This is a genomic window from Prochlorococcus sp. MIT2309 (genome assembly GCF_059772305.1).
Window position 1 is genome coordinate 337573 of the sequence record NZ_CM186282.1, and the last position, 19136, is coordinate 356708.

Sequence of the window (19136 nt, forward strand, 5' to 3'; positions counted from 1 at the left end):
ATAAAAAAAATCCTTAAATAAATTTGTCCTTAGAAAATAAAACTACTTTTGAAGAATATTTCGCCAACAGATTGAGCTCAAATTCGTTTAGAATCAAAAAAAGTTCTTGTTGTAATGAATCCAAAGTTAAGAGGCATAGCATTGTGGCTTTTGCCAATAGCTATAGTTGTCCTGCTTTCTTGGCAAATTCTTGGAAACGCATCCAAAACTAACCTTGAAAGTAGAAATACATCAATTGCAACAAGAAACACAGCAGTTGCAAGGATAAGTTATGGACGTTTTCTTGATTACGTTAATGCAGGAAGAGTTACTTCGCTTGACATCTACGAAGGAGGTAGAAATGCAGTAATTGAGGCCGTAGATCCAGAAATAGATAATCGCGTTCAACGTCTAAGAGTTGATCTTCCCGGTATTACACCTGAATTAATTAATAGGCTTAAAACCGAAGGAATAAGTTTTGACATTCATCCGGCCAAAACAACACCACCTGCTTTAGGTGTATTAGGAAACCTTTTATTTCCATTTTTATTAATTGGAGGATTAATTTTTCTAGCAAGAAGGTCAAACTCAATGCCAGGCGGTCCCGGCCAAGCAATGCAATTTGGAAAGACAAAAGCAAGATTTGCTATGGAAGCTGAAACTGGAGTTAAATTTGATGATGTTGCCGGAGTTAATGAGGCAAAGGAGGACTTAGAAGAGGTTGTAACTTTCCTAAAACAGCCCGAAAGATTTACTTCAGTGGGAGCAAAGATCCCTAGAGGTGTTTTATTAGTTGGTCCTCCAGGTACAGGCAAAACACTTCTTGCAAAAGCAATAGCTGGTGAAGCTGGAGTCCCTTTCTTCTCTCTCTCAGGATCAGAATTTGTTGAAATGTTTGTGGGAGTTGGAGCCAGTAGAGTTAGAGATTTGTTTAAAAGAGCAAAAGAAAATAGCCCTTGTCTAATTTTTATCGACGAAATAGACGCAGTCGGCAGACAAAGAGGAGCTGGAATAGGTGGCGGAAATGATGAAAGAGAACAGACATTAAATCAGCTATTAACAGAAATGGATGGATTCGAAAATAACAATGGAATAATAATAATCGCAGCAACAAATAGGCCAGATGTACTTGACTCAGCACTTATGAGGCCAGGGCGTTTTGACAGACAAGTGACTGTAGACGCACCCGACATCAATGGAAGACTCTCAATATTAAAAGTTCATTCCAGAAACAAGAAATTAGAAGAAAAACTTACTCTTGAAAGTATTGCAAAAAGAACGCCAGGTTTTACTGGTGCCGATTTGGCAAATTTATTAAATGAAGCCGCGATTTTAACTGCCCGTAGACGCAAAAATTCAATCGGTCTTACAGAAATAGATGATGCAGTCGACAGAATAATTGCTGGTATGGAAGGTCAGGCTCTTGTTGATGGAAGAAGCAAAAGGCTTGTTGCATACCACGAAGTAGGTCATGCACTAATCGGCTCATTAGTAAAAGCCCATGATCCAGTTCAAAAAGTCACAGTAATCCCTCGTGGTCAAGCCAAAGGGTTAACTTGGTTCTCCCCGGATGATGACCAGATGCTTGTAAGTAGATCACAGTTGAAAGCCAGAATCATGGGTGCACTTGGCGGAAGAGCTGCAGAAGATGTTGTTTTTGGCAGAGCAGAGGTAACCACTGGAGCAGGGGGCGATATTCAGCAAGTTGCCTCAATGGCTAGGCAAATGGTTACAAGATTCGGTATGAGCAAACTGGGACCTGTATCACTTGAGGGAGATAGCCAAGAAGTATTTATCGGCAGAGATTTAATGACTAGGAACGATGTTTCTGATGCTATTAACCAGCAAATTGATGAACAAGTTAGACAAATAGTCTCAAAATGCTATGAGGAAACACTACAAATTGTAAGTTCCAATAGAGAAGCTATGGATAAATTAGTTGAAGTAATAATTGAGAAAGAAACTATTGATGGTGATGAATTTAGGAGAATTTTATCTGAATATACTCCTCTACCTGAAAAAGAAAGATTTATTCCAGTATTAGAAGAATCTAAAGTCTCAAATTGATTTAACTGGCTTTTTATTGAAAACAGTATCTATTAACCCATAATCAATCGCTTCATATGGTGACATGTAAAAATCCCTATCAGTATCTTCTCTTATCCTCTCAAGTGGCTGTCCAGTTCTATCGGCTAATTCATTATTCAATCTATCTTTAATAAACAAAATTTCATCTGCTTGGATTCTAATGTCACTTGCTTGTCCTCTAGCGCCGCCAAGTGGTTGGTGAATCATAATTCTTGAATGAAGCAAACTACTTCTTTTTCCTTTTGTACCAGCCGCTAATAAAAAAGCTCCCATGCTGGCGGCAAGGCCAACGCAAACTGTTTGTACATCTGGTTTTACATGCTGCATGGTATCAAATATGCCTAGACCATCGTAAACAGAGCCACCAGGAGAATTTATATACATATATATGTCTTTTTCTGGATCCTCCGCCTCCAAATAAAGTAATTGAGCAACTATTCTGTTAGCTGAATCGCTTGTTACTGGTTCACCTAAAAATATAATCCTCTCTCTTAAGAGCCGAGAGTAGATATCAAAAGCCTTTTCACCTCTAGCAGATTCTTCTATGACTATGGGAATCATAATTAATTTGAATAGTCACTTAATCCTAACGTTGAGACGAAGGCTGAGCTAAGGTTTCTACAGAATTAAGATGAAATCATTTGGAAGAACTCAATACCATTTCTGATAGCAAGGAACTTTTCTACAAAGAGTTTCCATATGTAATTCCTCACGTATTCAGGAAAGTAGCTGATGAAATCCTAGTAGAATTACATTTACTGAAACATCAAAGCAAATTTTCAATAGACACACTCTTTAGTTTGGGTCTCATAAAAGCTTTTGATGACCTTACAAAGGGTTATAAACCAATTGAACATTTGGATAAGCTCTTCGATGCACTATGTAAATGCAATATGATAGATCCAAGTGAAATTAGGTCCAAGTCAGAGTACTGCATTGAAAAATCCAAAGAATTATCAATAGAGGATTTGAGAAATGCTAATGACTTAATAAAGAATAATGAAATATTTAAGACAAACAACGAGATATACAACCGTTTAAATGCAATTGGCGTATATATGGTTGTTGAGACAGTTACAGTTAATAGCAAGTCAAATGAAGAAATAAATAAAGAGCAAATATCAAAAGAAATATGTTCCACATTAAATTACCCATCGGATCGAGTAGATAAAGACCTGTCGTTTTATCTGTCCAGCGTAGAAAAGATAAAGCAAGCACTAGAATTGATAGAACTAATAAACAAAAAATCTTAGTTTATCTTTTTGACTGATTAATACGTCTTTTATCCTTAAAATTGATGTAAGTTATATAACCTACTCCTATGGTTATGAACACTAAGCAAGAAAGCGTAAAAATTGATAGGATCGAATAAGTATTAACTATTAAAAATAATTTTGAAAAAATCATATATCAATTGAACCATCACCGTTTCTTCCCCAAACAACCATGGCAATTGAAAAAGTGAAAATAGCAGCTAAAGAAGCCCATGCAAGAGTAAAAATCATTTAACTGGTTCTTTTTTTTACTATAATACATCTATCGTAAACTTTATGTAATTTCGTTCAGTCCTTTAAGAAATAAAATAGGGCTAACAAAAATGTTATGGGAAGAGTAGTCCTCACTCACAGCACATATATTAAAGGACTAGTTAAATGGGCTAAGGAAAAATCAACGCACAAAGGAATAAAAACAATTACTCCCGGAGTAATTGGTAAAACAAAATCCTCTACTGAGATTTTAAAGTTCAGAATCACAAGGGAAACTGTCGGTGGATTCAAGCTTATAGCTAGGAAAGGCAGCACATATCAAGAGGTTTATATAGTAACAGATCTGAGCAAAGAGGATTTATCAAAATTAATAATTACTTAGTTATATTTTTACTTGCAGGATTATCACTATGATTGATAATATTTGAAGTCTTTAAAACATTTGAAGATAAATCCTTTAATAGGTTATTTTTTAAAATATTCATGGCTTTATCTGCCTCAAAAGAGCGTCTCATCATTAATAATTTTTCAATAGTTCAATTATATTTTCATACATGTTAATGACAACATTTAAAATATTAAAAAAATATAAGTTCTCTGAAAATTCAGACTTAGAAACTAGTATTTAAAAATGAAATTATTTCTAATTCTAAATTTTGTAATTTTATTACCTGTCAATGCAGGTCCGACTGACTATGAAATAAGAAAACTATGCTACAAATCAAGTAACTATATTCAATGTAAGAATCACTTCGGATTAGGAGATCAGCTAGAAAATCATCTTAAAAATAATGTTAAGGTGAGATATACAAAACCTATCCCTATAAAAGTTAAACCCTATAAAATTAGAAATTATTAAAGCTCATATTCATTCAGGAATTTATCAAGGTATTGTATATAATTATCCATCATATTTTGTGATTCTGATGTGTATCCAGAAGTTTTATAATATTCATCAAGAGAAGTAATTTCCAAAACTACACTCTGAAAAGCCTGCCTATATTCTGACTGTATATCTTCCTCATCAATATCATTTATTTTTGCTGTAATCAATTCAACCTTTTTTTTTGCTCCCAAAATCTCTTGTTCCATTTCCTTATTAAGTTTTCTGCGTTTCTTTGGCATTTTCACTCTACGATTAAAATTAAATATAAAACATAAAAAGGTATGGAGTGGGTTTTTAAAACAATTTAAAATAATGAAGTCACACCAAATTTTTAAATGATCAACAAATTATGACTGTGACTTAATAAACAACAAGATATAATTTATATTAATGTTTAGACCTCTTAGACAAGAGTAGATTTTTTTAATGACGTCAAGCAATGCAAAGGGTAATTCAAAAAAAAGTATAGATAAAGGCCCACAGCTGCCATGGTGGGTAGAATTATTATTTGTACAAATAGGATTGCCTGATAAATGGCTGCCCAAGATTTTGAAAAATAAGAATAAAACTCAGAAAATATTAGATGAAAACCGACGAGTTTTAATTTTTATACTTGCTATAACCGGAATATTTGCATACCTAGCGCCCGTAAGAACCTATTTTTCCAATCAAAATACATGTACACAAATTTATAATGCAGAAATATTAAAAAAAGAAAATGGACTTAACAGAGTAATGGCCAAAGCAAGATCAGTAAAATACTGCAACGGTGGATTTCAAGACTAATTATTAAACGTATAAAAAGCTACAAATAATTTAATTTTCTTTTATTTTGTAAGTTGGTGATTTATTTGGCTTCTTGCCTTCAATAATAGGTATAAGAGACGATACAATTCTGCCAAAGACTGGAACCCAAATCTTTTCATAGGATGTTCTCAAAAATTTATTCATAAAATGCATCAAATTTATAAATTATAGGTTACTAATCAAATATGGACAATAAAAATTAATAAGTTGGCCTAAAATTCAAAGAAAAAAGATAGTACTTGTATATTATTTTAAACAATGTTAATATAAATCATTAAAAATAAACAAAATGGCAACTGCAAAAGAGAAAAAAGAAGAGGTTAAAATTGCGTTAAAGTTATTAAGAAGCGAATTAAGGCAAATGCACCTTGGTGTAACTGAAGAGTTGACATTACCAAATCCCGTTGATGTAAAAACTCTCATGAATAAGATGGAAGATTTACTAAAAATTGTTGAATCAAAGCCTACAAGAAAAAGTAAAGCCTCGTAGAACAGGTAAAATATTATAAAATCAAAATGAAAAATATTTTCACTCCCATACTGATAATAATTTCATTAAGTCTATCAGCATGCAATTATATGGATAAATATAAGCTTAATAAGCAAGACCCAGAAGAACCTAAAAATTTAGAAATAGACAAAATACAGAAAAAAGATGATAAAAAACTAACAATTTCACAAAAATGTGGAGAAGATATAACCACAAAGTTACTTGAGGAAGGATGGGTTATTAAATCAGAAAAAATAGAGCAAGTTGTGTGTAGTTGGAAAACGACAAAAAGCTCTCCAGATTGTAATATAGAACTTGATAAAGGTTGTAAGATAACTATCCCAGACAAATCAGGGGAAAAGTACACTTATGAATTAGAACGTGAATAAAAAAGAAGGTGATATTTATAAAGAGTATAATAATGAGTTAATCTCTTCAATAAATCAATGTTCTATTGAATTAATAAATATAGGTGTAAAAAAAGATATTTTAGAATTAAAAAAAGAAATTATTAACTTATTAGACTTAGATAAAAATGAAGTTAATCAATTTTAAAAATAAAATATATATAATAACAAACAGCTCCTATTAATATAGCTACCATAATATTAACACTGTGAACTACCTCAACTGGCATATTTTTGTTTTGCATTGTTAATATTTTCTCATGTGTCTTAGGAAGAATAACAAAATTTAATCAATTGAAATTATTTTAAAAGAATTGGTGATATTAAAATTGAATATATGGCTAAAAAGTGATGTCTTATCATGTAAACAACAGATGTCATTGTGAAATGATCATATAATATTCTGATTTCAGTTTTTAAATCTATCAAAGCAAAAAGTAACAACAATAATGGTATGTACTTACTTTTGTGTTTTTTATTTAAATATTTATTAACCATTTCTCAATTATTTAGAGATTTGTTTTTAGATACGCTCAATATTGAGGGGGCAAGGGCTATGCTGGACCAACTTCCTATAATAATACCAATAGCAAGCGTAACTGCAAATTGAGTCAGAGTATTTCCCCCAAAAAGTATTAAAGCAAATAGTGGTATTAAAGTACTTCCACTAGTATAAAGAGTTCTAGTTAATGAAGAGTTAACTGCTTTATCAATTTTTTCTATATAAGTATCTGTATTATTTTTATTTATTTCTCTAATACGATCAAAAATAACAACAGTATCGTTAACTGAATAGCCAGCAATTGTTAATATAGCAACAGCAAATAAACTATTAACTTCAGCATTAAAGAATATACCCATCCAAGAAACTATTCCACAAACAATGATAATATCGTGCGCCAAGGCAAGTAAAGCTAATGATGCAAATAATTTATCAAATCTAACACTTATGTATATAGTTATTGCCAAAAATGCAACCAATAGAGAGACAACACTGCTTCTTAATAATTGCTTACCCAAGGTTGGGCCAATAGTATCGACTGCAATTGATTGTTTATCTATTTTTCCTATAATTGGAGGAATATTTTCAATAACTTTATTAGATTGATCAGAAGAAAGAAATGGAAATCTTAGTATAATTGAACTAGAGTCATCAAGAGCTTGAACTCTAAAATTGGATAAATTGACAGAAGTCTTATTTATGCTATCTGTGAAATCTATTTGTCTTATCTGATTCTCAATTTTATTTATATCTAACTTATAACATTTTTTATCGTCACAAACTCTATCAACTTTTATTTGAGTACCACCAGTAAAATCCAAACCTTGCTTGATAGGAGATCTAATCTCTGAGTTTGTATAAGAAAAAATAAATCCCAAAACACTAAGTAAAACTAGTATTAATGAAATAGCCCAGATTTTTTTTCTATTATTATAGATACTTATTTTGTATGAATTTGTGTAGTATTTCATGATTGGTTATTAATTTATTTATAAGTTAAGTTGATTCTTAGGGATAAAGTTAGTGGGGACTCTCAAGGCTTGATATGACATCAAAAATCTCAAAAGTGTACGTGTACAGGTAAGTGCAGTAAATAAGCTAAGTGTAACTCCAATTCCTAGTGTAGCTGCAAAACCCTTTACAAATCCAGTTCCTAAATTAAAAAGAACAATACAACTTATTAGGGTAGTAATATGACTATCAAGTATTGATGAATATGCTCTAGTGAATCCAGAATCAATTGATCTAATTAATGTATTACCTCCTCTAAGTTCATCTTTAATTCTTTCGAAAATAAGTACATTAGCATCTACTGCCATACCAATACTTAATATAAATCCAGCAATTCCTGGAAGTGTCAAAGTAACTGGTATGAGGGCATAAAAAGCAATGTTAAATAATGAATACAGAAGCAAGGCAAGGATTGCTACTAGACCTGACAATCTATATACAAAAATCATAAAAATACCCACAACAGATAGACCCACCAAAGCCGAAACTAAACTACGACGAATGTTCTCTTCACCCAGGGAAGCTCCTATTGTTCTAATTTGTAGAATTTTTATGGGTAAAGGAAGTGCTCCCCCCCTCAGTTGAACTTCAAGTTCTCGTGCTTGCTCGGCGTCAAAACCACCGGTAATAGTTGCAGCGCCTCCAGTTATACCAGCGACCTTGAATTGGGGACCAACAGAGGCTTCACTAATTGATTGATTGTCCAAAACAATTCCAAGCAGTCTTTCAGTTCCTGCAATTGATTTTGTAAGAAGGGCAAATTTTTCACCTCCCTCTTTATTAAAGTTTAAAGTTACCTCCCAACTTGACAAATTTTGTTCCTGCCGTCTGCCAGCACTAACTAGGTCTTTACCACTTAGATTGCTTTTCTCAAATAAATTTGCAATTTTCTTATCGATTGTTTCTTTAATTATTTTTACTTGATCAATTTCAGCTTTTTCAGATATGTTTAAACCAAGTTTATCAATAAATATAGATAGATTTTTTTCATTTATATTACTTCTATTGTATTTTTTATCATTACCTTTATCAGAATTGGTTTGGAAAAACAAAGTATTATATTTAGACCTAAGATTTACTAAATCTCTATAATCACCCTTAGTACCAGGCTTTTGAGGTCTAAATTCCAATAAAGCTGTCTTTCCAAGAACTCTTGCGGCTGTTGAAGGATCTTGCTCACCAGGTAATTCCAATAGAAGTTGATCAGTTCCTATCGTTTGCAAGGTCGATTCAGATACCCCCAAACCATTAACTCTTCGGTCAAGAACTGTTTTTACAGCATTAACATCTTCTGTTGAAATTTTTTGGACTTCATCGGTTTTTTGTATTTGCAAAGTCAACTGGCTTCCCCCTTTTAGATCTAATCCCAACTGGAGAGGAAATGTAATGAAAACTGACCATGCTGCAACAACAAGAGCGATTATTACGGCGAGCCATCCCTGTTGCCTTAACATTTTTAATTACCTTTATTTACTATTTTCTTAGCAGCTTCAACAATTTGATGAGGCTGAATAATTGTTAAATTTTCTAAGTTACCATTATACGGTGTAGGAATATCTTGACTAGAAAGTCTAATTGGGGGATGGTCTAAGTAATCGAATGATTGTTCAGTAATTAATGACATTAATTCTGCAGCAATACCACCTGTTTTCATACATTCTTCAACAATAATAACCCGATTAGTTTTTCTTATTGATTTATTAATAGTATCCATATCAAATGGTTTAAGGCTAATTAAATCAATAAGTTCAACATCAATATTTTCTTTCTCTAGTAACTCGACTGCCTTAAGGCAATGATGTCTCATACGAGAGTAAGTCAGAATTGTAATATCCTTACCTGTTTTTACTAAATCAGCCTGATCTAGAGCACAAACATACTCCCCTTCAGGAAGATCTTCTGACAAGTTATAGAGAAGAACATGCTCAAAAAATAATACTGGATTGTTATCTCTGATAGCAGCTTTCATTAATCCCTTAGCATTTGTAGGAGTACTACATGCGACGATCTTTATACCTGGTACTGCATGAAAATAGGCTTCTAAACGTTGACTATGTTCAGCACCTAATTGTCGGCCAACGCCACCAGGGCCTCTCACTACTGTTGGTATTGTAAAATTTCCACCACTGGTGTACCGCAACATACCCATATTGTTTGAAATCTGATTAAAAGCCAATAGTAAAAAACCCATATTCATACCCTCAACTATTGGTCTTAAACCTGTCATAGCAGCACCTACAGCCATTCCTGTAAAACTATTTTCTGCTATGGGTGTATCGAGAACGCGGAGAGGGCCGTATTTTTCATAAAGGTCTTTGGTGACCTTGTAAGAGCCTCCATAATGCCCTACGTCTTCCCCCATGACGCATACATGAGAATCTCTTGCCATTTCTTCATCGATGGCCTCTCTAAGCGCGTTAAATAAAAGTGTCCCTGCCACAGTATTAAATCAAAGATTAATTTGAATGTGTACCATCCAAGCTAAAGCAAAACGTGCCCAATCACCCTCCTTCTGCAAAAGTGGTCAATAAGAGTACAGAAAGCAACATTCCTGGAGATAACAATAAGACTAGAAGACCAAGGTCATGTAATGTCATTTTATTTTGGCAAGCCTTTAAAATATATTTATTTAAAATCCTATTCAGAATTCGAATTTTTGCCATCAAATAGGCTACGTATAAAAACAATTGTCAATCCCAAGCCAATAAAACCAAAAGTGAATGTTGAGAGAAAACACATACCTATGATCAAAGTTTTAAAACCAGAGGATATGCTTTGAGCGATTGGGGAGGAATAATCTGAAGTGTGAGTAGCAAAGTAAATAATTGCTTTTTGACTTACAATCAAACTTATCCAACCGAATAGAAAGCTTGTTAAAGCTCCAGATAAAAAGCTTAATGGGCCTTTTTCTGGAATGGATAAATCCTTATCAGTTGATTTATCTCCTGATGTCGCATTATCGTTTAGCTTTTTATCAATCATATAAGTAGGAAACTCCTTTACCTAGGAATGAACAGCACCAAACATCAAGTGATTCATTTTTGAATTTATCGTAATTATTATGAAAAGCTTTATTGGCTGCATCTAAGTTAGGAAAAATAGCGAAGCAACTTGGTCCAGATCCACTCATAGCGACAGCTAGAGCTCCTGGAATAGATCTAAGAATTCTTAAAGATCTTGATACCTGTTCGCACTCATTCTCAACAACCCTTTGAAGATCATTTTTTAGAATAGTCGGATTATGTAAGTCAAAAGATTCTAACCATTTTGAATTTGCTAATTCCTTTCTTTTAATCTCATATTCAAATGAATTTGAGAGATATTCAGATTGATATAAATCTCGGTATCTGCGATAAGTCTCTGGAGTTGAAATAGAAATTTTAGGATCTTTAACAAGTAATAAAGCTAAATTATCATTTATTGATTTGGTTCTATCAAGAATTTCACCTCTTCCAAAACACATTTGAGTACCGCCTTGAATACAAAAAGGAATATCTGAACCTAGTAAAGAAGATATTTCTTCAAGTTGTGAATTTTTATAATTAGTCTCCCAAAGTAAGTTCAAACCTATTAAAGTTCCAGCTGCATCCGCAGAACCACCAGCTAAACCAGCGCCTATGGGAATATTTTTTTCTAACACTATGTGGGCTCCTAAATATGGTGAATTAGATTTTTCTCTTAATAACTTTGCAGCCCTCACAATAAGATTGTCATCATCAACTGAAAGATTAGAGTCATTACATTCAAGTGAAATTAATCCATCTTTATTAGGATTAATAAGTATACGATCAGATAAGTCAATGCTTTGCATAACCATAGCCAACTCATGATACTTGTCATCTCTAAATCCAAGCACTTCCAGGTGCAGATTAATTTTTGCTGATGCTATAACGGTAAGTTTAGTCATGATGAATATAGATAATACATAATTAGTTTCATAAAGAAGTTAAAAAATTAGCAACTGTTGTCCAATTTTGCAATGAAAGTTCCTGGGGTCTTTGTTCTAGATTAATTTTTAAATCCTTTGATATTGAATTCATATCCTCAGAAGATATTATTTTAGACAACGTATTTTTTAATTTCTTTCTGCGGGACATGAATGCAGTTCGCAAGAGTCTATCAATCATTATTTCTGTTTTTTGTGGGAGACGTTTGTTAAGTTCTATTGGTTCTAGAACAATAACCTTTGAATCAACCTTTGGGGGGGGCATGAAAGATGTTGGATCTACACTACATACCTCTCTGACAATTGACATAAGCTGAACTCTCACACTTAAAGCACTGAAGGTAGATTCAGATGGCTTTGCTAAAATTCGATCTGCAAATTCTTTTTGAACTAATAGAACAAGTCTTGAGAAAAAGCTTATGGGTTGGTACCCCAGCTTCCCAAGCAATCTCTCTAGGATTGGGCCGGTAATGTTGTAGGGAATATTTGCCACTACTTTATTTGGTGAAATTTGATTAGGAAATGTAAGATCTTCGCGAAGAAAATCTCCTTCAGTAATAGAAAATTTATCATTACACGAAAATTTCTTTACTAAAAAAGGAACTAATTCTCTATCAATCTCAATTGCATAAACATTTGAAGCCTGACTAGATAAAAGTTTTTCTGTCAAAAAACCCTTGCCAGGTCCAATTTCTAGAATCGTATCAGTGGATTTTATATTAGAAGCTATTACTATTCGTTCTAATACACTCTGATCAACTAACCAATGTTGACCAAGTGATTTTCTCGGCTTATGCCTAGACAAAGGACGTTATTATAATTCTATACGTTAAATATAATTATTACTATTATGTTTGTATTAATATGTTTCTATTCTTTAATATTAATAAAAACTTCCATAAACGGTAGAGCTAATTTTTTGTTAGTTATAAAAAATAAGGTAAAATATTTTAGAATGATAAGTTAAGATGAGCTTATGCATAATATAAATAAGAGGACAATATTCCTACTTTTCATTTCATTGCCTATTTTCATATATTTTGGAGAAAGAAGCTACATATCACAAGATGAAGGATTCTATGCTCTACAGGCAAAATGGATAATAGATAATAATAATTGGATAGCACCATCATGGTGGGGTGAAATATTGTATGACAGAACAATATTAACTCAATGGACAATAGCAATATCTCAAATGATCCTGGGAAAAAATATATTTGCGGCACATGTACCATCCTTAATTGCAGGATGTTGTTGCATAGTATATTCTACCAAACTTTCAAATCTTTTAATAGGGAATAAGTACTATTTCATTACTCCAATAATATTACTAACTTCTTATATTTGGGTAGACAATTTACATCTTTCTACGCAAGATATGTCCTTAGTTGCAATTGAGATATTTTGTATATATAAATTATATAGAATCAGAGAAAATGATAGTAATTACAATTTTCTTATTATCGGTATTTGCATAGGTATAGCGACATTTTTTAAAACAGCAATGATACTTGTTTTTATAATTTCTCTAATACCATTTATATATATTCAAAGGTATTACATAATTAAAAATAAATACTTTTGGTTAGGCTTCGTTATCGGATTCATTCCATTAGTTTTATGGATTTATAAAAGTATAAATGAATATGGAATCGATTCTGTTAGCCTTCTTTTTTATAAAATTACTGATCTATCAACAAGCGAAAAATATAGTCAATCAAATTATTTCTACATATGGAATATCCTGATAACTCATTTCCCGTGGAGTATATTAGCAATACTCTCATCAATAAAAATTTTAAAAAGAAAAAATTATCCAGAAAAATTGATACTTATAATATATCCCCTTATACTTGTAAGTTTACTTTCATTATTTAAAACAAAAACCAGTTATTATCCATTACAGATATCGCCTTTTATTTCAATTCTTGCAAGCTATCAAATTAGAGATATCATTCTTCGATATTCTGAATTTAAATTAATAAAAAATATTTTTATTTTAATAGGTCTATTGTTTTTATCAATAATAATATATACTTTTCAATATATGAATTTAAATTCTACATACAATAATTATTTCTATATAACAATTTGTATTTCGATTTTACTAATTTCTATATCATGGATACTAATAGTCTTTACTAGAAGTTATAAAGCTTTTTTAATGTTAATTTTAATAGGTCCATACCTAGCATTTTCATTTTTAGTCCAAAGAGGAATTTTTTCAAACAGACATCCTCAAATAAAAAATCTTTTAAAACAGGAATTTACATCGCAAGTTACATTAACAAATAAAAGCAAGGTCTTTTATAGTGGAGAACTGTCAAATAAAGAATTTTCATTACTGGTCAAAATTGGCCTTTACACCAATATAGATGATAAAAAGATAGAGAAAATTGATATATACTCTACACAAACTCCCATATGGACAAGAAAGAATGAGACTGCAATTGACTTTAATAATTATGAAATTATTTTTAAAGATGACCTAATAGCTCCTTGGATTCTGGTAAAAAAGGAAGGGAGACTATAAAAAAACTAGTATCTGATCCTGTATAGTTAAAAGATAGTCAATCTAAAAATGAATAAAAGACTACCTAAATCTTATTACAAAAATAAAAATAAAATTTACTATCGAGACTTAGAGACTCTACACAAACTTCTAGTTCCTGCTGGCAAACGAATATTAGAAATCGGATCAGGTACAGGAGATTTACTAAGTAAACTTAATCCTTCTCATGGAGTTGGGATAGAAATTGATAAAAATATAGCTAATGAATCTTCTTTAAAATACAATAATTTAATCATTAAAATTGCTGACGCCGAAAATATTACACCTCAAAATATTGGAGAAGAGGAGCCATTTGAAGTTATTGTAATTAACAATACACTCAACACTATTAATGATGTCCAGGCACTTCTTGAGAAACTTAAATTATTTTCTAATAGAAAGACTAGAGTTATCATAACTTTTCACAATTGGCTATGGCAACCATTCCTAAAAATTGCAGAGAGATTTAATCAAAGAGAGCCTCAGCCACCAGAGAGTTGGTTAACACCTAATGACATAATAAATTTACTTGATATATCAGGATGGGAAATAATAAAACGTGGTAATAGATGTTTGGTTCCTAGAAAAATTCCCTTTATCACATCAATTGCAAATAGATGGATAAGTCAAGCCCCAATAATTGAATCACTTGGCCTAACACACTGGATGGTTGCAAGACTCAAACCTGTTGAAAAACTTGATCCTACAGTTAGTGTGATTATTCCTGCTAGAAATGAATCTGGAAATATTGAGCAAGCAATTGAGCGTATGCCATCACTGGGATCTGCAACAGAAATAATTTTTGTTGAGGGTCACTCATCAGACAACACCTGGGGGAAGATTAATGAAATATGCATGAATTACAAAGGCCCTTTTAAATTAGAGAAACTACAACAAAAAGGCAAAGGGAAGGCTGATGCAGTTTGGTTGGGGTTTGAGAAAGCAAAGGGAGAATTATTAATAATATTAGATGCTGATTTAACTGTTATGCCAGAAGATTTACCACGTTTTGTACAAGCAATGAGTGATGGGAGTGCAGAATTTGTTAATGGATGTCGTTTAGTTTATCCAAGATCCAATGAGGCAATGCCCTTGCTCAATACAATGGCAAATCGATTCTTTGCCTTAATTTTTTCATGGCTTTTAAGGCAAAGATTAAAAGATACACTTTGTGGAACAAAGGTAATTTGGAAAAATGACTATATTGATTTACAGAAAGGTAGAAGTTATTTTGGTGATTTTGATCCATTTGGAGATTTTGACCTTCTTTTTGGAGCTAGTAAATTAAATTTAAAAATATCTGAAGTTCCTATTCGATATCAAGAAAGAACATATGGATCCTCAAACATTGCTCATATTAAAGAAGGACTAATTCTCTTAAAAATGTGTTTAGTGGCAGCAAAAAAACTTAGATTCATCAAGTAAATTTTATTATGAAATTAAACTGGATAAAAATATTAGCCATAGTATTTTTCTTCTATTCGTTATCTATTTTATTAACCGGAGTAAACGAACTTAAAGAAACTATAAGAAACATTCCTATTGGATTTTATTGCTTAAGCTTAATATTTATATCTATTGGACAATTTACTCTTTCCTTGAGATGGAATTATATTCTTTATAAGATAGGGACCAATATTGGTTATATCAAGAATCTTAAGATTTATATCGCTGGACTCTCATTTATAGCAGCACCTGCAAGAAGTGGTGAGGCCATTAGATCTTATTGGCTATTAAAAAGACATAATATAGCTCTAGAGGTGGGTATATTTGCTACTATCTTTGAGAGAATAATCGATCTTTTAAGCGCAGTAATATTAATATTTTTAGCTTTAAATAAAGAAATTTATATTTTCTATTTTATTTTATTTTATATATTCTTTTTGAAAATTTCCTCTAATGAATTATATAATAAATCTGTTTATTTATATATTAAGAAATTCGGAAACCTATTTATAAACAAAAAAATAAGAAATTCGAAATTTTTTATAAAAATAATAGAAATAGCCAAGAAATGTAGTTTTTATAAAAAATATATTAATAAACCAAAACCAATATTAATTTCCTTGATACTCTGCTCAATCACATGGTTAATGGAATCATTAATACTATTTCTTACTTTTTACTATCTTGATGCAGGGATAACATTTAAAGAAAGTTTAATTATTAGAACACTTATGGGAATAGGCGGAGCCATCTCATTCCTACCAGCAGGACTAATAACAAGTGAATCTACTGGCATTGGTCTTGCCCTAGCTTTTGGGTCTAGTCAAGCCGAGGCAATAACTGCAACATTTTTAGTTCGAACTTATACTTTATTAATCCCATGTGTTGTAGGATTTTCAACACTCTTACTTCAAAAAGATTTAAACTCAACACTAAGCACTAATTACCAATCACTTAAATGAGTTTTGATTCGAAATCTCTTGAAAGGCTTGAAAAACTTGGTCGTTCTCTCCCTAAGGAATTACCAAAGCCAAAGAATACACCAATTAAAATAAAAGAAGAAAAATCCTTTTCACAAAAAATTGAAAATGAAGATAATCCACAAAATTTATTCCACTCACTTATGGAAGCAAGTGAAGATGGAAACATCTCAACTCATTTATTAAAAAAGCTCGAAAATTTAGAAAAAACATCAAATCAGCAAATTAGAAAAGACATCTCAGATAATGAATTAGATCATGATCTTTATTCAACATTTAAATATCTTCTCCTAGAAGAAGATGATTATATTTAAATTATTTTGATCAAAGTAAATAAATACCGAATAATATCTGTTGGGAAAATCCGTAAACAATGGATAAATATGGGAGTTAAAATGTATTTAAAAAGACTTCCGGGCATTACGATTACAGAAATAAAAGACTCAACCATATATAATGAAGGTAATTTAATACTCTCTAAATTAAAGGAAAATGAAATTATTATAATCTTGGGTGAAGAATATAAACCATTATCCTCTTTAGCATTTTCAAGAACACTCCTATCATTTGAAAGTCAAAATCTTGTATTCATAATTGGCGGTCCCAATGGATTAGCAAAAAAAGTAAAAGATATTGGTAAGTGGCATTTTTGTCTTTCATCTTTTACTTTTACTCATGAATTAGCTCGCCTCTTACTTCTTGAACAAATATATAGAGCTCAATCCATTTCTCAGGGTAGTCCATATCATCGCAAATAATTCATAATCAACTTACAAGGCAACATCCCCACCTAATTTAAGCTATAGTACGCTTGTACTATAGCTTAAATTAGGTGGGGCAACTTTTTAGAGCTTTTACTAGCGAAGAAAGAGCTGACTTGAAGCTTCCATTTGCTATTGAGAAAATATCTGCAGGTTTTCCATCTCCAGCAGATGATTATATTGATATTGGAATTGATTTAAATGAACAGTTAATTAGAAATCCTTCTAGTACTTTTTTCATGAGAGTAAGCGGTAATTCAATGATAAATGCGGGTATTAATGATGGTGATCTAATCATTGTAGATAAAAGTATAAACCCAAAACCAGGTCAAATTGTTATAGCAGTACTAGATGGTTCTTTTACATTAAAAAGACTAAGTAATAATAATAATAAATTCTATTTAGAGGCAGAGAATCCTGAATACCCGCCAATTGAATTAACTAAATATAAAATGGTGCAAATATGGGGAGTAGCAATCTACTGTATACATAATTTAAATATACCATCAAGAATACATTGAATTATGGCAATAGCGCTAATAGATGCGAATAATTTTTATGCATCATGTGAACAAATGATTAATCCTTCAATTAGAGGTAAACCAGTGATAGTTTTATCTAATAATGATGGATGTATTATTTCCAGAAGTGCAGAAGCAAAAGAATTTAAAATAAAAATGGGAGAACCATATTTCAAGGCTAAGAATAAATTAGATAAAATAAATGCAATCGTTTGTAGTTCAAATTACGAACTTTATGGTGATATGAGTCAAAGATTAATGAAGATATTACAAAAACATAGTAAAAATATAGAAATATATTCTATTGATGAAGCATTTGTCGAAATAAATAGGCCAAAAGATTATAATTTAATTAGATGGGCACAGAATTTAAGATCTATAGTATATAGAGATATCGGATTACCAATTGCAGTAGGGATTGGTATAACAAAAGTACAAGCCAAGATTGCTAATCATCTGGCAAAAAATACAGAAATATATGCAGGTATCTGTGATATAAATACACATGAAAATATTGAAAAATTGCTAGCATTAATAGATATAGAAGATATATGGGGAATTGGTAAAAAGGTAGCCTATTGGTGTCGACTTAATGGAATAACAAATGCATTACAATTTAGAAATATGAATACAAATAAATTAAAGGCTAAATATGGAGTAGTAGGAATAAGACTACAAGAAGAGTTAAAAGGAAACAGTTGCATAGAACTTAAAGAAAAAAACACTCCTAAAAAAGAAACTTGTGTAAGCAGAAGTTTTAGTAGAGCTATAAAAAGTAAAAAAGAATTAATGCAAGCAATTGCAACATACGTTGCTAGGGCAGCTCTAAAATTAAGAGAACAAAGTCAATTAGCAAGATCTATAACAATTTTTGTAAGGACAAACTCATATACAAAGAAGAAATATAGTAAAAGTGCAACAATTAATCTAGATATACCATCCAATAACACATTCATTCTAATAAGAGCTTCTTTATCATTAATAGATAAAATATATGAGCCAAATTACAATTTAGTTAAAGCAGGTGTAATCATGCAAGAATTGCAAAGCAATAGTTATATACAACAATATATGAAATTAAAAAACAATCCAAAAGTTTATAAAAATCAAGAATCACTTATGAAAACAATTGATCATTTGAATACACGATATGGCAAAGATACAATTACTTGGTGTGTTTGTGGCATGAATAAAGAATGGTCAATGAAAAGAGAGAGTTTAACAAAAGCTGCGACAACCAAAATTGAAGATATTGCTATTGTTAAAGCATAAAA

At 31.4% G+C, this 19136-nt stretch carries 23 protein-coding genes; 14 read left to right on the forward strand and 9 right to left on the reverse strand.

The window, feature by feature from the left end:
- The first annotated feature begins 114 nt into the window (after positions 1-114).
- Positions 115-2046, forward strand: a complete 1932-nt coding sequence (ftsH, locus tag AC6EJA_RS01750) for an ATP-dependent zinc metalloprotease FtsH (protein WP_498502832.1) — start codon at positions 115-117, stop codon at positions 2044-2046.
- Here the strand turns inward: ftsH and clpP are convergent.
- Complete coding sequence (clpP, locus tag AC6EJA_RS01755) at positions 2038-2628, reverse strand: ATP-dependent Clp endopeptidase proteolytic subunit ClpP (RefSeq protein ID WP_498502833.1); 591 nt, start codon at positions 2626-2628, stop codon at positions 2038-2040. The genes ftsH and clpP overlap by 9 nt on opposite strands.
- 80 nt (positions 2629-2708) lie before the next feature.
- Between clpP and psb29 the strand changes: the two genes are divergently transcribed.
- Positions 2709-3320 (forward strand): photosystem II biogenesis protein Psp29, encoded by a 612-nt coding sequence (gene psb29 / locus AC6EJA_RS01760; protein WP_498502834.1) that lies wholly within the window; start codon positions 2709-2711, stop codon positions 3318-3320.
- A 150-nt stretch (positions 3321-3470) separates the two neighbouring features.
- On the opposite strand, the gene petN is transcribed toward psb29, so the two are convergent.
- Positions 3471-3572 carry a cytochrome b6-f complex subunit PetN gene (gene petN / locus AC6EJA_RS01765; protein WP_498502836.1) on the reverse strand — a complete coding sequence of 34 codons (102 nt, stop codon included), beginning with the start codon at positions 3570-3572 and terminating at the stop codon, positions 3471-3473.
- Positions 3573-3669: 97 nt separating this feature from the next.
- Here petN and AC6EJA_RS01770 point away from each other — a divergent pair, with 97 nt between their 5' ends.
- Positions 3670-3936 (forward strand): DUF2103 domain-containing protein, encoded by a 267-nt coding sequence (locus AC6EJA_RS01770; RefSeq protein WP_498502837.1) that lies wholly within the window; start codon positions 3670-3672, stop codon positions 3934-3936.
- Between the two features lie 473 nt (positions 3937-4409).
- On the opposite strand, the gene AC6EJA_RS01775 is transcribed toward AC6EJA_RS01770, so the two are convergent.
- Entirely contained in the window at positions 4410-4679 is a 270-nt protein-coding gene (locus AC6EJA_RS01775; RefSeq protein WP_498502838.1) for a hypothetical protein, read from the reverse strand.
- Between the two features lie 187 nt (positions 4680-4866).
- Between AC6EJA_RS01775 and AC6EJA_RS01780 the strand changes: the two genes are divergently transcribed.
- From AC6EJA_RS01780 to AC6EJA_RS01795, 4 genes are all read left to right on the forward strand, one after another.
- On the forward strand, positions 4867-5226 hold the full coding sequence (locus tag AC6EJA_RS01780) for a hypothetical protein (protein WP_498502839.1): 360 nt from the start codon (positions 4867-4869) through the stop codon (positions 5224-5226).
- A 310-nt stretch (positions 5227-5536) separates the two neighbouring features.
- Positions 5537-5737, forward strand: coding sequence for a DUF8635 family protein (locus AC6EJA_RS01785; protein ID WP_498502840.1), 201 nt, complete (start codon positions 5537-5539; stop codon positions 5735-5737).
- 89 nt (positions 5738-5826) lie between these two features.
- On the forward strand, positions 5827-6126 hold the full coding sequence (locus AC6EJA_RS01790; RefSeq protein ID WP_498502841.1) for an alpha-2-macroglobulin: 300 nt from the start codon (positions 5827-5829) through the stop codon (positions 6124-6126).
- Positions 6119-6292 (forward strand): hypothetical protein, encoded by a 174-nt coding sequence (locus AC6EJA_RS01795; RefSeq protein WP_498502842.1) that lies wholly within the window; start codon positions 6119-6121, stop codon positions 6290-6292. Before AC6EJA_RS01790 ends, AC6EJA_RS01795 begins: the two co-directional genes overlap by 8 nt.
- Before the next feature lie 353 nt (positions 6293-6645).
- Here AC6EJA_RS01795 and secF read toward each other — a convergent pair whose 3' ends face one another.
- From secF to rsmA, 6 genes are all read right to left on the reverse strand, one after another.
- Positions 6646-7617, reverse strand: coding sequence for a protein translocase subunit SecF (gene secF, locus AC6EJA_RS01800; RefSeq protein ID WP_498502844.1), 972 nt, complete (start codon positions 7615-7617; stop codon positions 6646-6648).
- An 18-nt stretch (positions 7618-7635) separates the two neighbouring features.
- Positions 7636-9111: a protein translocase subunit SecD gene (gene secD, locus AC6EJA_RS01805; protein WP_498502845.1), complete on the reverse strand. Its 1476-nt coding sequence runs from the start codon at positions 9109-9111 to the stop codon at positions 7636-7638.
- 2 nt (positions 9112-9113) lie between these two features.
- On the reverse strand, positions 9114-10097 hold the full coding sequence (locus tag AC6EJA_RS01810; protein WP_498502847.1) for a pyruvate dehydrogenase complex E1 component subunit beta: 984 nt from the start codon (positions 10095-10097) through the stop codon (positions 9114-9116).
- A gap of 197 nt (positions 10098-10294) precedes the next feature.
- Positions 10295-10639, reverse strand: coding sequence for a DUF3082 domain-containing protein (locus tag AC6EJA_RS01815; protein ID WP_498502848.1), 345 nt, complete (start codon positions 10637-10639; stop codon positions 10295-10297).
- The gene (gene ispE, locus AC6EJA_RS01820; protein ID WP_498502850.1) at positions 10632-11564 is read right to left on the reverse strand and encodes a 4-(cytidine 5'-diphospho)-2-C-methyl-D-erythritol kinase; all 933 of its coding nucleotides are present in this window, start codon (positions 11562-11564) and stop codon (positions 10632-10634) included. The genes AC6EJA_RS01815 and ispE overlap by 8 nt, the downstream gene beginning before the upstream one ends.
- Positions 11565-11592: 28 nt before the next feature.
- The gene (gene rsmA / locus AC6EJA_RS01825; RefSeq protein WP_498502851.1) at positions 11593-12408 is read right to left on the reverse strand and encodes a 16S rRNA (adenine(1518)-N(6)/adenine(1519)-N(6))-dimethyltransferase RsmA; all 816 of its coding nucleotides are present in this window, start codon (positions 12406-12408) and stop codon (positions 11593-11595) included.
- A 171-nt stretch (positions 12409-12579) separates the two neighbouring features.
- Between rsmA and AC6EJA_RS01830 the strand changes: the two genes are divergently transcribed.
- The 7 genes from AC6EJA_RS01830 to AC6EJA_RS01860 all read left to right on the forward strand — a co-directional run bounded on the left by AC6EJA_RS01830 (position 12580) and on the right by AC6EJA_RS01860 (position 19134).
- Positions 12580-14136: an ArnT family glycosyltransferase gene (locus tag AC6EJA_RS01830; RefSeq protein ID WP_498502852.1), complete on the forward strand. Its 1557-nt coding sequence runs from the start codon at positions 12580-12582 to the stop codon at positions 14134-14136.
- 48 nt (positions 14137-14184) lie between these two features.
- On the forward strand, positions 14185-15579 hold the full coding sequence (locus AC6EJA_RS01835; protein ID WP_498502854.1) for a glycosyltransferase: 1395 nt from the start codon (positions 14185-14187) through the stop codon (positions 15577-15579).
- A gap of 8 nt (positions 15580-15587) precedes the next feature.
- Complete coding sequence (locus AC6EJA_RS01840; RefSeq protein ID WP_498502855.1) at positions 15588-16562, forward strand: lysylphosphatidylglycerol synthase transmembrane domain-containing protein; 975 nt, start codon at positions 15588-15590, stop codon at positions 16560-16562.
- Entirely contained in the window at positions 16559-16894 is a 336-nt protein-coding gene (locus AC6EJA_RS01845) for a hypothetical protein (RefSeq protein WP_498502856.1), read from the forward strand. Before AC6EJA_RS01840 ends, AC6EJA_RS01845 begins: the two co-directional genes overlap by 4 nt.
- 81 nt (positions 16895-16975) lie before the next feature.
- Positions 16976-17338 (forward strand): 23S rRNA (pseudouridine(1915)-N(3))-methyltransferase RlmH, encoded by a 363-nt coding sequence (locus AC6EJA_RS01850; protein WP_498502857.1) that lies wholly within the window; start codon positions 16976-16978, stop codon positions 17336-17338.
- A 74-nt stretch (positions 17339-17412) separates the two neighbouring features.
- Positions 17413-17862, forward strand: coding sequence for a LexA family protein (locus tag AC6EJA_RS01855; RefSeq protein ID WP_498502858.1), 450 nt, complete (start codon positions 17413-17415; stop codon positions 17860-17862).
- 3 nt (positions 17863-17865) lie between these two features.
- Complete coding sequence (locus AC6EJA_RS01860; RefSeq protein WP_498502859.1) at positions 17866-19134, forward strand: Y-family DNA polymerase; 1269 nt, start codon at positions 17866-17868, stop codon at positions 19132-19134.
- Positions 19135-19136: the final 2 nt, after the last annotated feature.